The sequence below is a fragment of the Rhodoblastus acidophilus genome (genome assembly GCF_900187365.1).
In the GTDB taxonomy this organism is placed as follows: Bacteria; Pseudomonadota; Alphaproteobacteria; order Rhizobiales; family Beijerinckiaceae; genus Rhodoblastus; species Rhodoblastus acidophilus.
Genome location: NZ_FYDG01000002.1, coordinates 490,334 through 504,299 on the forward strand (window position 1 = coordinate 490,334; position 13,966 = coordinate 504,299).

Genomic DNA, 13,966 nt, shown 5'->3' on the forward strand with positions numbered 1-13,966 from the left:
CATAACGGCTTGTTTTACAGCGGAAATTGCACGACCGCGCCAAGGGCGCCGAACCTGCCCGCCACTGCGAAAGGCGCTGGATTTCGTACGCAACCGGTCGATTGCACAGCCAAAAATCGCACGTTTTTTGCAGGAGTTTGCAGGAAATTCGCGGAATTTTACTGTTTTTAGGCGTTTTTGAACGCGCGCGTCACAGCCTACGGTCGAATTTCTTCGCAGAAAACCCCACCCCTAATGTTCCAATAACGAATTATTCCCACACGGCCCTTCCCGGCGGATTGCGGAAGTCCAAGTTTTGCCGATGAAGGGCAGAAATGTCTCGGCAAGCCGTCCAAGGTCTTGGGACGCACGGATTAGAAACAGTTCTCCGGAGCAGGAAACGACTTGGCCTTGACTGCATCGATGTAGGCGCGGATCGCGCCGTCGATGCTCGACCGCCCCTCCATGAAGTTGCGGACAAAGCGAGCCTTTTTTCCGGGAAAGACGCCCAGCATGTCGTGCATCACAAGCACCTGTCCCGAACAATCCGGGCCGGCGCCAATGCCGATCGTCGGAATGTCCAGACTGTCCGTAACTTCTTTGCCGAGCGGGGCCGGAATGGCCTCAAGAAGCAGCAGCGTTGCGCCCGCCGCCTGAAGCGCCAAGGCGTCGGCCTTCAATCGCTCCGCGCTCTCTGGCGTTTTTCCCTGCACCTTGAAACCGCCCAATTGATGAACGGCCTGCGGCGTCAGGCCGAGATGGGCGAATACGGGAATGCCGCGCTCGGTCAGAAACTTCACCGTCTCGACCAGCCAGGCGCCGCCTTCGAGTTTGACCATCTGCGCGCCGGCCCGCATCAATCTCACCGCATTGTCGAACGCGGACTCCGGCGTGCCGTAGGAGCCGAACGGCATGTCCGCGACCAGCAGGGCCGTCTCGTTTCCGCGCGCGGCGCAAGCCGTGTGATAGGCGATATCGGCAATTGTGACGGGCAAGGTGCTGGCATGTCCTTGCAAAACGTTGCCGAGGGAATCGCCGACGAGCAACACGTCGATGCCGCAACGATCCATCAATGAGGCAAAGCTGGCGTCGTAGCAGGTCAGCACCGCGATCTTTTCGCCTCCGCGTTTCATCGCCAGAAGGGACGGCGCGGTGACAGCCTTGCGCGCGACGCCTGCGCGTTCGCCCAGATATTCAGCCATTTCTATTTTTCCACCTTGCCGTGCATGACCATGATTGTTTGCTGCATGAGCCCGCAGAGGGTTTCCTTGCCATCCTTGATGGCGAACACGTCCGCCTTGGTGACGATCAGCGTGCGGCCGGGGCGGACGACCTGACCACGGGCGATGAGCTTTTCTCCATCGGCCGGCGCCATCAGGTTCAGCTTGAATTCGACCGTCAAGACGGAGTCCGTAGCCGGGACCATCGTCATGGCCGCGTAGCCTGCGGCGGAATCCGCGATCATGCCGACAACGCCGCCATGCACAAAACCATGTTGCTGTTCGACGCCTTGCCAGTGCGGCAAATGAATTTCGGTTCGGCCCTGCTCCACCACCGGAAAAGTGGCGCGAATGAGGCGCATGGCGTGTTGCCGTTCGAAACTGGCGCGAACGCGTTCGGCGATCTGCGGATCGAAAATGAGGCTCATGGTTGTGCCCTTCTGTTCATGCGAAGCGCTCCGCGACGAGAACGATGGCGATTGCAATCATCGCCCCGCCCGAAAGACGCCCGATGAGACGGGCCGCCCGTGGACGCGAGCGCAACACCGCTTGAGAGCCATAGCCCACGAGGAGATAGACCACACCACAGTTGATGATGTGGACGGCGCCCAGAGCGAGGATCTGCGCGGGGACAGGCCAGTTCGCGGACGTCTCGGCGAACTGCGGAAGGAGGGCCAGAAACAACAGGAAGACCTTGGGATTCAAGCCACTGACGCAAAACCCCTTCGCGACCCAATCCACCCACGTCACAGCCCATTGCGCATCTATGGCGCCCGGCGTCGGAGGGGCGATGAGCAGTTGGCCGCCAAGCCACGCCAGATATGCGGCGCCAACGATGCTGAAGACGTTCATGGCTCCGGGCGCGCCGGTGAGCAGGGCGCCAACGCCTGCGGCGACCACGACCGTCGCAGCGAAATGCCCCAGAAGCAGTCCGGAAACTGCGGGAATCACCGCTCGGCGCATTCCACAGGAGATGGCGTAAGCCCAGTCCGCTCCCGGTATGATGACGAAGAGCATGGACAAAGCCCAGAATGAGGCGAGTGCGCTGATGGTCATGCCCGGCCCGCTTGCGACGCCGCGTAATTGGCGGATTGCGGTCTGTTTTCGAAAAAGCCAAGGCGCGCTGGCCCGCGCGATCGCGCCGGCGGAGGCGCCTCGCGCATTTCTCCGGCTAGCCGCATCGAATGCCCCTTTGTGACTGGAGCGGGCCTCAACAGCCCCGCAAATCAACGAAACAATTTCTAGCGCGACCCGTCTGGCAGTTGCTTGCGAATTGAGGGGCGATATGGATTATTTCTGGCATAACACGCCCTGAAATATCCAAAGAGCAGCATTGGATTGCTGATGATTCTCGACGCGATCGACAAGAAAATTCTCCGCGTGTTGCAACGGCAAGGCCGCATTCCCAACAACGAACTTGCGGCGTTGGTCGGCCTTTCGCCGTCGCCATGCTTGCGCAGAGTGCGGGTGCTTGAGGACAAGGGCGTGATCGCGCGATATGCGGCGATTCTTGACCCCGGTCTGGTCGGAATGGGCCTAACCGTGTTCGCGCGCGTCTACCTGACCGGGCAAGGAGAAGATCAGGTCAATCACTTCATCGAGGAGATCGGCAAACTTTCTCAGGTGGTCGAGTGCCATCTCATGGCGGGCGACTGCGATTTCTTGCTTCGTATCGTCGCCGAAGACCTTGTCGGATACAGGCGCTTCCAAGGCGAACGTCTGGCGCGCATCAAAGGCGTGCAAAGCATCAAGACCGACATACCCATGCAGATGGTCAAACAGTCCTGGGAGGTGCCGTTGGCGCCCGATGGCCGTTGAAGCTGCAATCCTTGGCCGGATTGCCGCCGTAGCCAACGGCGCCACAATTGGTGTCTCGTTGATCGTCCGCTTGTTACAAGATTGACGCCAACCGCCCCCCCCATGTCGCAGGACCGCTTCGAGCCGACGCCGGACATCCTCGACGCCCGGCCTGCGGGCGGCGCTTGAAACCAACCGCCGCCCGCCTGACAAAACTCACCTAGCCGCGTTCAACGCCTGCTCCAGATCGGCCAAAATGTCGTCGATATGCTCCAGCCCGACCGACAGCCGGACATAGCCCGGCGACACGCCGGTGGCGAGCTGCGCGGCTTCGTCGAGCTGCGAATGGGTCGTCGAGGCCGGATGGATGGCGAGGCTGCGGGCGTCGCCAATATTGGCGACGTGATAGAATAATTTGAGCGCATCGATGAATTTGCGCCCGGCCTCGGCGCCCTTGGCCAGCTCAAACCCAAGCAAAGCGCCATAGCCGCCGCGCAAATATTTGTCGGCGCGGGCGCGGGCCTCGCCGGTTTGCACCGACGGGTGGATCACCTTGGTGATCTCCGGCCGCTGTGACAGCCACGCGGCCACCGCATTGGCGTTCGAACAATGCCGCTCCATGCGCAGCGGCAGCGTTTCAAGCCCTTGCAGCGTCAGGAACGAATTGAACGGCGAGGCGGCGGCGCCGAGATCGCGCAGCAAAGTCGTGCGCGCCTTGATGATATAAGCCACCGGGCCGATCGGCTTGACCGCCTGCGTCCACACCGCGCCGTGATAGGACGGATCGGGCGTGTTGAGCGCCGGCTGGCGCTCGGCCCATTTCTCCCAGTCGAAATTGCCGCCGTCGACCAGCGCGCCGCCGATGGCCGCGCCATGGCCGCCGATGAATTTCGTGGTGGAGTAAACGACAATCGCCGCGCCATGCTCCAGCGGACGGCACAGGATCGGCGCCGCCGTATTGTCCATGATCAGGGGAATGCCGAATTCGCGGCCGATCGCCGCGACTTCCGCGATCGGGAACACCGCGAGCTTGGGATTGGGCAGGGTTTCCGCATAATAGGCGCGGGTCCGGTCATCGGTGGCGCGGCGGAAATTTTCGGGATCGGTCGGATCGACGAAGCGGACCTCGATGCCCTGATCCTTCAGCGTATTGGCGAACAGGTTCCAGGTGCCGCCATAAAGGTCGGTCGAGGACACGACGTTATCGCCGGCCTTGGCGAGATTCTGCACCGAGAAGGCGGAAGCCGCCTGGCCAGAAGCCACCACCAGCGCCGCCACGCCGCCTTCGAGCGCGGCGAGCCGCTGCTCCAGAATGTCGGTCGTGGGGTTGCCGAGGCGGGTGTAGATATTGCCCAGCTCCTTCAGCCCGAACAGATTGGCGGCGTGCTCGGTGTCGCGGAACTGGTAGCTGGTGGTCTGGAAGATCGGCGGCGCCACCGAACCGGTGGCCGGATCGGCGCGCCACCCGGCATGAAGAACGAGGGTTTCGGGTTTCTTGCTGTTCACCGCCATTTTGGTCCTCTTGGGGTTCGGCGTTTCGGCGCGCCTCCTTCATAGCGCATAATTATACCATTTTGATAGACTATTTTTTCTCGTGAGCGGTCAAGGCTGCGGCGGAAAGTCGAGGAGGTCGCGCTGATAGACCTCATCCACCTCCGAAAATGGCAGATTATCCCGCGAATACAGCACAGCGCGATGCTCGAACAGGTTGACGGGGATCGTCAGGGTCGGCGCCTCGCCCGGCGTCTGGACCGGCGACCACAGGGTTTGCGCGAAAAACGTGCGGCGATACGGCTCCAGCGGTTTGACCACTTTGCCGAACGGCGCGTCGGTGGTTTCCAGAATCCGGTTCATCTCGGGCGTGAGCCGGGCGGGCACGTAGAAATTGTCGGCTTCCGACAGCACATGCGCGCCGCAGCGCAGGCGGACGCGCCGGTATTTGACCGGCTCGTCCGGCCCGACGCCGAGGCGCTGGCGCTGTTCGGCGGTCGGCGCCTTGGCCGGGGCGGCGGCGACCTGTTCGGCGACGATCCGGGCTTCGGAGGCGAGGCGGTGGACGCCGCACCAGTTTTCCAGCACGGCGGTGGCGCTGCGCGCGGCGAGGATTTCGGCGTTAAGCCCCTGCGCCAGCGCCTCGGCCTGCCAGCGATTGACGGCGCTGTTGGGCCAGAGGGGTTCGGCGTGCGCCGGCGCGCAGGCGCAGGCGGCGAAGATCAGCCAGAACAGGCGCATAGTTTTCCTTTCGGCGCTCCGGACGGCGCCCGTTCAGCGCCGCCCGGTCCTCGCCAAAAGATCACAAAGCGACGGAAAAGTCCGCTTCGGTCTTGGCCTTGATCTCCTCGACGGTCACGCCATCGGCCAGTTCGATCAGCTTGACCCCGCCGTCGCCATGCTTGTCGAGCGCGAACACGCCGAGATCGGTGATCAGCAGATCGACCACGCGCGAGCCCGTCAGCGGCAGGCTGCATGTTTTCAGGAATTTGGGGCCGTCCTTGGCGACATGCTCCATCACCACCACGACTTTCTTCACGCCGGCGACCAAATCCATGGCGCCGCCCATGCCCTTCACCATTTTGCCGGGAATCATCCAGTTGGCCAGATCCCCGTTCTCCGCCACCTGCATGGCGCCGAGGATCGACAGATCGATATGGCCGCCGCGAATCATCGCAAACGAATCGGCGGAGGAAAAATAGCTGGTGGTCGGCAGTTCGGTGATGGTCTGCTTGCCGGCGTTGATCAGATCCGCGTCCTCCTCGCCCTCATAGGGGAAGGGGCCCATGCCCAACATGCCGTTTTCGCTCTGCAACTGCACATGCACGCCCTCGGGAATATAATTCGAGACGAGCGTGGGAATGCCAATGCCGAGATTGACGTAATAACCGTCTCTCAGCTCCTTGGCGGCGCGCGCCGCCATCTGGTCGCGGGTCCAAGCCATTAGACTTCTCCTCCGGTCGCGGCGGGCGCGCTGGTGTGCTTGCGGGTGGTGCGCTGCTCGATATGCTTGGCGGCGTCCGGCACATGGACGATGCGCTGCACGTAAATGCCGGACGTGTGGATATGATCGGGGTTGATCTGGCCGGCCGGCACGAGATGCTCGACCTCGGCCACGGTGATCTTGCCGGCGGTGGCCATCATCGGGTTGAAATTGCGCGCGGTCTTGCGGAACACCAGATTGCCCTCGGTGTCGCCCATCCAGGCGTGGACGATGGACACATCAGCGACAAGGCCGGTCTCCATTACATAGTTTTCGCCGTGGAACACGCGGGTTTCCTTGCCCTCGGCCACCAGCGTGCCAAAGCCGGTCTTGGTGTAGAAGGCGGGGATTCCGGCGCCGCCGGCGCGGATGCGCTCGGCCAGAGTGCCCTGCGGGTTGAACTCGATCTCCAGCTCTCCCCCCAAGTACTGTTGCGCGAAAAGCTTGTTCTCGCCGACATAGGACGAGATCATCTTCTTCACCTGCCGCGTCTCCAGCAGGACGCCCAGGCCGATGCCGTCCACCCCGGCGTTGTTGGAAATGAAGGTGAGGTTTTTCGCGCCAGAGGCCCTCACCGCCTCGATCAGCGCTTCGGGAATGCCGCAGAGGCCGAAGCCCCCGGCCATGAGCGTCATGCCGTCCTTGACCAGTCCGGCCATGGCGGTCCCGGCGTCGGGATAAACTTTTTTCATGCGCGAAGCTCGCTGCTGGAATAGGCTGCGACTGCGACAATAGGGCGCGGCCCGACGCCGGTCCAGTCCGCCTTTTTGCCGCGTCAGCCGGCCTTGCGCAGCACCGCCGCCCAGCCGGGAACGTCAACGCCGCGATCCCGCCGCGTCGAGGCGGCGGCGAGTTCGGCCACGACGAAGCCATGGGCGCGGGCCGTTTCGCGCAAGTAATTGTCGCTGTGGGAAAACCGCAGATCCTCGCCGACGATGAACCCTTGCGCCGGCCCGCTCTGGCAGGTGAAGGCGAACAGGCTGTTCGCGCGCAGCACCCGCGCGACCTGTGCGAACACGGGCGCGAGATCGCCCATATAGACGAAGACGTCGGCGGCGGCGGCGAGGTCGGCGCTGTCCGCCGGCTCGCCCGCCAGAAACTCGGTCAGCTCCGCCGCGGCCAGCCGGGCATACAGCCGCTTGGCCCGCGCCTGCTCGATCATGGCCGGCGAAAGATCGACGCCCGTGATCGCGTCGGCGCGTGCGGAAATGGCGGCGGCGAACAGGCCGGCGCCGCAGCCGAGATCGAGCACATGGCCGAATCGCCTGTCGGCCTCGACCCGCGCCAGCGCGTCGCAGAGAATCTCGGGGCCGCGATAGGCCAGTTTTTGCACGAGATGCGTGTCGAACCGCGCCGCATATTGATCGAACAGGGTTTGGACATAGGCGCGCGGCGCGGCGGCGGGCGGCGGCGCGCCCAGCCGCGCCAGGGCCAGCGCCGCGCCCTGCGCGTCGTCGGGATCGAGCGCCAGGGTTTTGGCGTAAGCCTGCCGCGCCTCCTCGCCGCGCTGCAACCGCTCCAGCGCCTGCGCCAGCCCGAACCAGGCCGCCGGCCAGTCGGGCGCGCAATCGAGCGCCTGCGCGAACAAATCGCGCGCCCCTTCCGCATCGCCGGCCGCCAGCGCGCCCCGGCCCCATTCGTAACGTCGGTCGGCCGACAAGTCTCCGGAAGAACCAATTGAAATCACGCCATTGTTCCGACTGAAATTTCGCCGTATTTTACGCCCAGTTCATTCAACTCTGGTTCATATGCGACGACTACACTAAACTTCAATGCGGTTTTCGCTTTTGGGCCACCGAACTTCGGGCGCCGCGCGCGCCCATTTGGAACAGGATTTCACGGAGGACGCCATGTCAGTTTCCATCAAGAAAGCCGCGCTCGCCGGCTTGACCGCCGTCACGCTGGCCGCCAGCCTGTGCGCGCCGGCTTCCGCTCATGACGGCGCCGCCGTCGGCGCGGGCATCGCCGCGGGCATTCTGGGCGGCGCCATGCTCGGCGCCGCCGCCGCCAACGCCGATCGCGGCCCGGTCTATTACGACGACGGCCCGACCTGCTGGATGGAGCGCCGCCCGATCTATGACGAGGACGGCGAGTTCGTCGGCCGCCGCCGCGTGCGCGTCTGCCGCTAACAATCCGTCAAGGGACGCGCGCGAAAAGAAAAACGGGCGCGTCCGCTCACGGCTGGGTGGGGCAGGCCTGATTCGGGTCAACCTGGTCTTGAGCCTGTTGATCTTGAACCGCCTGATCCTGACGCGCTTGATCTTGCGCCACGACCTGTCGTCCGAGGTCGAGAATGGCGCTGCGCAATTCGGCGATGGCCACGCCGCCGGGTTGATCGGACAAATCGCGCAACGCCTTGATCTCAGCTTCGGCCTGCTCCACGCGCTTGCCCTCCGCCTTGATCTTGGCGATCAGCCGCTCGCGCCGGGCGTCGAAGGCGTGGTTGCGCGCTTCCGCCTGCTGCAATTGCGCGCGAAAACTCTCCAGTTCGGCTTTTAGCGCGCGATGTGCTTCGGTCAAAGTGTCGATCTGTCCGGTCTTCGCCATCAGTTCCTGCTCGCGAGTCGCCAGTCGCGCCCCGGTTTCCGCCAGTTCCGTCCGCAACGATTCGCCGTGCTGCAAGGCTTGCGTGAGCAGCGCGTCGCGCGCCGCCAGTTCGGTCTCGGCGGCGCGGATTCTTTCTTCTGCCTGAACCAGCGCGGCGGTGCGGCGGCCGAGTTCGGCGGCCTCGCCGGCGCGCGACCGGCGCTCGCGCTCGACCGCGATTTCCAGATCGCGCTTCTCCACAGCGAACCGGGCGCGCAAAAGGTCGCGGTCCGCCTCGATCTCGTCGAACGTCATGGGCAGGCGTTCTTCAATGCTCTTGAGGGTCAAACGCCGCGCGCGGGCGGAGACCAGCGGCAGGAACGCGAGCCCGATCAGGCCGCAAATGGAAAAGCCCAGGGCGAAGGCGACGAGTTGCTCGACCAAGGAAGAATCCTGTCTGGATGCGTCGTTCGCGCGCGAATCGGCAGCGCCTCGCGTGAAAACGCCGGGGAGCCCGGAATGGACTCGCCCTGCATTAGAACAAGATCAGAAGGGATTCCAAGTCGAATCGCGCGTGAATTTGAGATAGCCGAGATTGACGCCCAGCCGCGCGCCGACGCCGGTGCGGATCGGCACCACCGTCACGCCATTGGCCCCGAGCGCGGTGACGCCGAAGCCGCCGACCAGATAGGCCGAGCCGTCGATGCCGACGAAACGCTCGTAAATCGCGTCGGTCGCGGGCAGGTTATAGACCAGCATCATGGTGCGGTCGCCGTCGGCGCCGGCGTCGAAGCCGAGCGAAGGCCCCTGCCAGTAGATGCGCTGCGAACCGGCGTTGCGGGTGTGCATCGCGCCTTCGCCATAGCGCAGGCCGCCGACGAAAGCGCCGCCCGCCTCCTGCCCGAGAATATAGGCGTTGGGGTGGCCCCAGCGCCTGGTGGCGGACTGGATCGCCTCGGCGAGCCCGCGCGAAAGGCTGCCGAAGAAGCGGTGGCCGTTGTCGACCAGCTCATTGTCCGAATAGACGCTGCGGTCCTGCGGGGCGGCCTGACCGGCCAGAGCCGACGCCGGCGTCAGGGCGACGCCGGTCAGACCGCGCAGGGCGTCGCGTCGGGAAATCGTGTAAGGTCGCATCATCAGGGCCTCATCCCGCTCGATGGCGCAAGAGTATCTCTGCGGCAAGTGAACGATTGCTTAACGATCTGTTATAACCCGTCGCTAACCAATTGCCCCCATAGTCCGCCGCAATGTTCAAGAATGGAAAAGCCCCATGACCACCCCGCTTTCTCTGGAACCGCTCGACCTGGCCGCCCTGCTGTGTTCGCGCGTCTGCCATGACGTGATCAGCCCCGTCGGCGCCATCGTCAACGGGTTGGAGGTGCTGGAGGAGGACAAGGACGAGGGCATGCGCGAATTCGCGCTGGACCTGATTCGCAAGAGCGCCAAATCGGCGTCGGCGCGGCTGCAATTCTGCCGTCTGGCGTTTGGCGCGGCGGGCTCGGCGGGCGCCTCCATCGACACGGGCGATGCGGAAAAAGTGGCGCGCGGCCTGTTCGGCGCCGACGAGCGCACCACGCTGAACTGGGAAGGCCCGCGCGCCTTCGTCGCCAAGAACAAGGTGAAGCTGCTGCTCAACCTGTGCCTGATCGCCAGCGCCTGCATCCCGCGCGGCGGGGTGATGAATGTGAAGATCGAAGGCGAGGGCGACGAGATCAGGCTGTCGGTGGCGGTGAAAGGCCCGAATCTCAAGCTGGCGAATCACGTCTCGGGCCTGCTCGACGGGGTTTCGGAAAGCGGCGCGGTCGACGCCCACGGCATCCAGCCCTATTTCACCGGCCTTGTGGCGCGCGACTGCGGCATGGCGGTGGAGGTGAATGCGACGCCGGAGGAGGTTCATCTGAAGGCCGAGCCGAAGGCGGCGGCGGCGTCGGAAGCGGTCCCGGCCTGATTTGCAAGATTTTGCGCGGCCGCGCCCTTGCGCTGGCGCGCGATGCCGCTATAAAGGCGCCGACTCCGCAAACAAGCGCGGCGTCAGGAGGGGTGGCCGAGTGGTTGAAGGCGCACGCCTGGAAAGTGTGTATACGGGAAACCGTATCGCGGGTTCGAATCCCGCTCCCTCCGCCATAGCCAACCGTCCCCCATCATCTTTGCGCCCCGCGAGTCCCGCCCGATGGCCGTGACGCGCCGGTTGTCGCGTTTCTATCCGCGCTATTCTCCCGAAAACCTGTTCGCCCTCGCCGCCGACATCGAATCCTATCCGCTGTTCGTGCCGGGCTGCCGCAGCGCGCGAATCCTCGCGCGCGAGGGCGATGCGCTGCAGGTCGAAAATGTCTTCGGCTTCGGGCCGTTGCGCCACCCCTTCAAAACCCGCGCCGAATTGAAGCCGCCGCGCGAACTGGCCATCGTCTCGCAGGACGGGCCGTGGCGGCGCTTCTCGATGACGTTCCGGTTCGCGCGGGAACAGGACGGTTGCCGGCTGGTGTGCGAGGCGGTGCTGGATTTCCGGTCGCCCATGTTGAACCTTGTGGCCTCGCTGGCGGCCGCCGAGGTCGAAACCAAGGTTCTCGCCGCCTTCCAGCGGCGCGCCGAAAAGCTGTTTGGCCCCTGACCCAAGCTCAGGATAGAGTGCCGCCATGACGATCACCAATTCCGAAACCGCGCCGCTTTTTTCAACCTGGATCGGCGCCATGCGCCCGCGCACGCTGACCATGGCGCTCGCCCCCGTTCTGGTGGGCGCGGCGCTGGCCTGGCTGGTCGCCGGCAAGACCCATCTGGCCGCGACGCTGGTCGCCATGCTGTCGGCCGGTTGCATCCAGATCGCCACAAACCTGTTCAACGACGCCAAGGATTTCGAGCGCGGCGGCGATGGGCCTGATCGCCTCGGCCCCGTGCGCGCCGCCGCCAGCGGCCTGCTGGAGCCGGCGGCGATCAAGCGCGCCGCCGTCGGCGCCTTCGCCCTGGCCGCGTGCGGCGGCGTCTATCTGATCGCCGTGGGCGGCTGGCCGATCCTGCTGCTCGGCCTCGCCTCGATCGTGTCCGGCTGGGCGTATACGGGCGGCCCCTGGCCGATTTCCTATTCGCCGTTCGGCGAAATCTTCGTCATCGCCTTTTTCGGCCTGGCGGCGGTGTGCGGAACCTATTGGCTGTGCGCCGGGGAGCTGGCGCTCGCGCCGGTCCTCGCCGGCTGCGCGGTCGGCCTGTTCGCCGCGGGCGTGCTGATGGTCAACAATTTCCGCGACGCGGCGGCGGATGCGCGGGTCGGGCGCCGCACGCTGGCGATCGTCGCCGGCCCGGCGCGGGCGCGCTGGCTGTTCGCCGCCATGATGCTGGCGCCCTTCGCGCTGCTGGCGCCGCTGGCGGGCGCCGCGCCGCCCAATCACATGGTCGTGGCGCTCGGCGCGCTGCCGCTGGCGGCGATGCAGGCGCGCCGCCTGTTCGTCGAACGCCCCGGTCCCGGCCTCAACGGGCTGCTGGCGCAGACGGCGCAGACCCAGGCGCTGTTTTCCGTGCTGCTGTGCCTCGGCGCCGTTTTTTAATGGCGATGGCGGTGATGCAGGTCGGGGTAATGCGGATGCGAATGCACGAGACTTGCGTGGCTGTGCCAATGTGAGTGCGGTTCGCCGTCGCCGCCGTGCTCATGCGCGTGCTGGTGATGCGCGTCGTGAACGTGGCTGTGTTCGTGCTCCAGCGGCGCGTGTTCGTGAACATGCTCGTGCCGTTCCGACAGGTGCAGCCAGACGCCGACGCCCATCAGGCCGCCTGCGACCAGCAGCTGGAGCGACGGCGCCTCGTTGAACGCCGCCAGCGCCGTCGCTGCGCCGATGAAGGGCGCGAGCGAGAAATAGGCGCCCGTGCGCGCCGTTCCCAAATGCCGCAGCGCCCGGATGAACAGGACGAGACTGGCGCCGACGCAGACGAAGCCCAAAACCGCCGCCGCCGCCAGATCGGCGGCGCCCGGCAGGCGCGCGCCAAGAAGGAGCGCGGCGGCGAGATTGACCCCGCCGGCGAAAAATCCCTTGATCATGGCGAGCGTCGCTGGATCGGCCGAGGACAATTTGCGCGTCAGATTATTGTCCACGCCCCAGCACAGGCAGGCGACGGCCACGAGAACCGCGCCCGTGTCGAGCGAAACGCCCCGCCCCTGCCACGACAGCGCGACGGCGCCGAGCAGGATCGCCGCCGCGCCCAACAGCAGGCGGCGATCCACATTCTCGCGGAAGACCAGCCAGGCGATCGCCATGGTCGCCAGCCCCTCCAGATTGAGCAGCAGCGCGGCGTTGGCGGCGTCGGTCGCGTTCAGCCCCAGCATGAGCGCCAGCGGCCCGAGCACGCCGCCGAACAGGACGATGGCGGCGAGCCAGGGCGCGTCGCCGCGCCGCAACGGAGCCTCCGCCGCCGGGGCGCCCGCCACGCGCCGCGCCAGCGCGATCAGCCCAAGCCCAATTCCCGCGCCGAGATAGAGCGCGCCGGCCAGCATTTGCGGCTCGAACCGGTCGAGCAGCAGCTTGCACAGCGGGGCGAGCGCGCCGAACAGCGCGGCGGAGCCGAGCGCCAAGGGGACGCCGGGCCAGAGATGCGACGAGACTTTCATGCGCCGGATATAGCGCGATCCGTCAGCCCTTGTAGCCGATATGCAGGCAGACGATGCCGAAACTGAAATTGCGATATTTCACCTGCGCGAAACCGGCGTCGCGGAACAAAGCGGCGAGTTCCTCCTGGTCGGGGAAGCGGCGAATCGATTCGACCAGATAGGCGTAGGCTTCGGGCTGGTTGGCGACCAACGCTCCCAGGCGCGGAATCACCTGAAAAGAGAACAGGTTGTAGAACGGCGCCAGCCAGAACGCCGGCTTGGAGAACTCCAGGCAGAAGGCGCGTCCGCCCGGCTTCAGCACGCGGTGCATTTCGGCCAGCGCGTCGCGCAAGCGGGTGACATTGCGGATGCCGAAGGAAATCGTCAAAGCGTCGAGCGCGTTGTCGGCGAAAGGCAGGGCTTCCGCCTCGCCGGCGATCCACTGGACATGCGGCAGGGCGCGCTTGCGGCCCGCCTCCATCATGGCGACGCTGGGATCGCAGATGGCGACGCAGCGATCCGGCCCCGCCAGACCCGCCCCGACGTCGCCGGTGCCCCCCGCGAGATCGACGATTCTTTCGCCCGGCTGCGGCGCGACGGCGGCGATCAGCCAGCGCTTCCAGAGCCGGTGCAGGCCGAACGACATCAGGTCGTTCATCAGGTCGTAGCGCGGGGCGACGCCGGTGAAGACGCGGCGGATGCGGGCGCGGCGCTCGTCCGGCGCCACGGCGCGAAAGCCAAAGCTGTTGTCGGGCGTGCCGGTCATAGGGCCCTCTTTTCCATCGCCGCGTCGGAGGCGGCGCCAAGGCAGCTATGCGAGAATGCCAATGGCGTCTTTGTGCCGAATCAAGAACGAAGAGTCGAAAATAGCGCAGAATTGGGCTATCGAAATGACTTTCC

Annotated in this window: 17 protein-coding genes and 1 tRNA gene; 6 read left to right on the top strand and 12 right to left on the bottom strand. The window is 65.3% G+C overall.

Features of this window, described 5'->3' with window-relative positions:
* Window positions 1–353: 353 nt before the first annotated feature.
* The 3 genes from panB to CFB24_RS07575 are packed head-to-tail and all read right to left on the bottom strand — an operon-like array spanning window position 354 to window position 2,255.
* Window positions 354–1,181 carry a 3-methyl-2-oxobutanoate hydroxymethyltransferase gene (panB, locus tag CFB24_RS07565; RefSeq protein ID WP_088519956.1) on the bottom strand — a complete coding sequence of 276 codons (828 nt, stop codon included), beginning with the start codon at window positions 1,179–1,181 and terminating at the stop codon, window positions 354–356.
* Between the two features lie 2 nt (window positions 1,182–1,183).
* Window positions 1,184–1,627: a PaaI family thioesterase gene (locus CFB24_RS07570; protein WP_088519957.1), complete on the bottom strand. Its 444-nt coding sequence runs from the start codon at window positions 1,625–1,627 to the stop codon at window positions 1,184–1,186.
* Between the two features lie 16 nt (window positions 1,628–1,643).
* Window positions 1,644–2,255, bottom strand: a complete 612-nt coding sequence (locus CFB24_RS07575; protein WP_088519958.1) for a LysE family translocator — start codon at window positions 2,253–2,255, stop codon at window positions 1,644–1,646.
* 288 nt (window positions 2,256–2,543) lie between these two features.
* On the opposite strand from CFB24_RS07575, the gene CFB24_RS07580 reads away from it, so the two are divergent.
* On the top strand, window positions 2,544–3,017 hold the full coding sequence (locus tag CFB24_RS07580; protein ID WP_088520130.1) for an Lrp/AsnC family transcriptional regulator: 474 nt from the start codon (window positions 2,544–2,546) through the stop codon (window positions 3,015–3,017).
* Window positions 3,018–3,212: 195 nt separating this feature from the next.
* Here CFB24_RS07580 and CFB24_RS07585 read toward each other — a convergent pair whose 3' ends face one another.
* The 5 genes from CFB24_RS07585 to CFB24_RS07605 all read right to left on the bottom strand — a co-directional run bounded on the left by CFB24_RS07585 (window position 3,213) and on the right by CFB24_RS07605 (window position 7,630).
* Window positions 3,213–4,508 carry an O-acetylhomoserine aminocarboxypropyltransferase/cysteine synthase family protein gene (locus CFB24_RS07585; protein WP_088519959.1) on the bottom strand — a complete coding sequence of 432 codons (1,296 nt, stop codon included), beginning with the start codon at window positions 4,506–4,508 and terminating at the stop codon, window positions 3,213–3,215.
* 90 nt (window positions 4,509–4,598) lie between these two features.
* Window positions 4,599–5,228 (bottom strand): hypothetical protein, encoded by a 630-nt coding sequence (locus CFB24_RS07590; protein WP_088519960.1) that lies wholly within the window; start codon window positions 5,226–5,228, stop codon window positions 4,599–4,601.
* A gap of 61 nt (window positions 5,229–5,289) precedes the next feature.
* Window positions 5,290–5,931 (bottom strand): CoA transferase subunit B, encoded by a 642-nt coding sequence (locus CFB24_RS07595; RefSeq protein WP_088519961.1) that lies wholly within the window; start codon window positions 5,929–5,931, stop codon window positions 5,290–5,292.
* Entirely contained in the window at window positions 5,931–6,662 is a 732-nt protein-coding gene (locus CFB24_RS07600) for a CoA transferase subunit A (protein WP_088519962.1), read from the bottom strand. The genes CFB24_RS07595 and CFB24_RS07600 overlap by 1 nt, the downstream gene beginning before the upstream one ends.
* An 83-nt stretch (window positions 6,663–6,745) precedes the next feature.
* Window positions 6,746–7,630, bottom strand: a complete 885-nt coding sequence (locus CFB24_RS07605; RefSeq protein WP_244593068.1) for a class I SAM-dependent DNA methyltransferase — start codon at window positions 7,628–7,630, stop codon at window positions 6,746–6,748.
* A gap of 190 nt (window positions 7,631–7,820) precedes the next feature.
* Between CFB24_RS07605 and CFB24_RS07610 the strand changes: the two genes are divergently transcribed.
* Complete coding sequence (locus CFB24_RS07610) at window positions 7,821–8,099, top strand: hypothetical protein (protein WP_244593067.1); 279 nt, start codon at window positions 7,821–7,823, stop codon at window positions 8,097–8,099.
* 46 nt (window positions 8,100–8,145) lie between these two features.
* Here the strand turns inward: CFB24_RS07610 and CFB24_RS07615 are convergent, their stop codons facing one another.
* Both CFB24_RS07615 and CFB24_RS07620 read right to left on the bottom strand, forming a co-directional pair.
* Window positions 8,146–8,940 carry a coiled-coil domain-containing protein gene (locus tag CFB24_RS07615; protein WP_088519964.1) on the bottom strand — a complete coding sequence of 265 codons (795 nt, stop codon included), beginning with the start codon at window positions 8,938–8,940 and terminating at the stop codon, window positions 8,146–8,148.
* A gap of 102 nt (window positions 8,941–9,042) precedes the next feature.
* Window positions 9,043–9,633, bottom strand: coding sequence for a DUF1134 domain-containing protein (locus CFB24_RS07620; RefSeq protein ID WP_244593066.1), 591 nt, complete (start codon window positions 9,631–9,633; stop codon window positions 9,043–9,045).
* Window positions 9,634–9,766: 133 nt separating this feature from the next.
* Between CFB24_RS07620 and chpT the strand changes: the two genes are divergently transcribed.
* The 4 genes from chpT (at window position 9,767) to CFB24_RS07640 (ending at window position 12,032) form a co-directional block, all read left to right on the top strand.
* Window positions 9,767–10,444 carry a histidine phosphotransferase ChpT gene (gene chpT / locus CFB24_RS07625; RefSeq protein WP_088519965.1) on the top strand — a complete coding sequence of 226 codons (678 nt, stop codon included), beginning with the start codon at window positions 9,767–9,769 and terminating at the stop codon, window positions 10,442–10,444.
* Between the two features lie 86 nt (window positions 10,445–10,530).
* Window positions 10,531–10,620, top strand: a tRNA-Ser gene (locus CFB24_RS07630).
* Window positions 10,621–10,666: 46 nt separating this feature from the next.
* A complete protein-coding gene (locus CFB24_RS07635; protein ID WP_088519966.1) occupies window positions 10,667–11,104 on the top strand; it encodes a type II toxin-antitoxin system RatA family toxin in 438 nt (145 codons plus the stop codon).
* A gap of 25 nt (window positions 11,105–11,129) precedes the next feature.
* Window positions 11,130–12,032 (top strand): 1,4-dihydroxy-2-naphthoate polyprenyltransferase, encoded by a 903-nt coding sequence (locus CFB24_RS07640; RefSeq protein ID WP_088519967.1) that lies wholly within the window; start codon window positions 11,130–11,132, stop codon window positions 12,030–12,032.
* Here CFB24_RS07640 and CFB24_RS07645 read toward each other — a convergent pair.
* Together CFB24_RS07645 and CFB24_RS07650 are read right to left on the bottom strand one after the other, a co-directional pair.
* Entirely contained in the window at window positions 12,029–13,087 is a 1,059-nt protein-coding gene (locus CFB24_RS07645; protein WP_088519968.1) for a DMT family transporter, read from the bottom strand. The genes CFB24_RS07640 and CFB24_RS07645 overlap by 4 nt on opposite strands.
* A 22-nt stretch (window positions 13,088–13,109) precedes the next feature.
* Complete coding sequence (locus CFB24_RS07650) at window positions 13,110–13,832, bottom strand: class I SAM-dependent methyltransferase (protein ID WP_088519969.1); 723 nt, start codon at window positions 13,830–13,832, stop codon at window positions 13,110–13,112.
* Window positions 13,833–13,966: the final 134 nt, after the last annotated feature.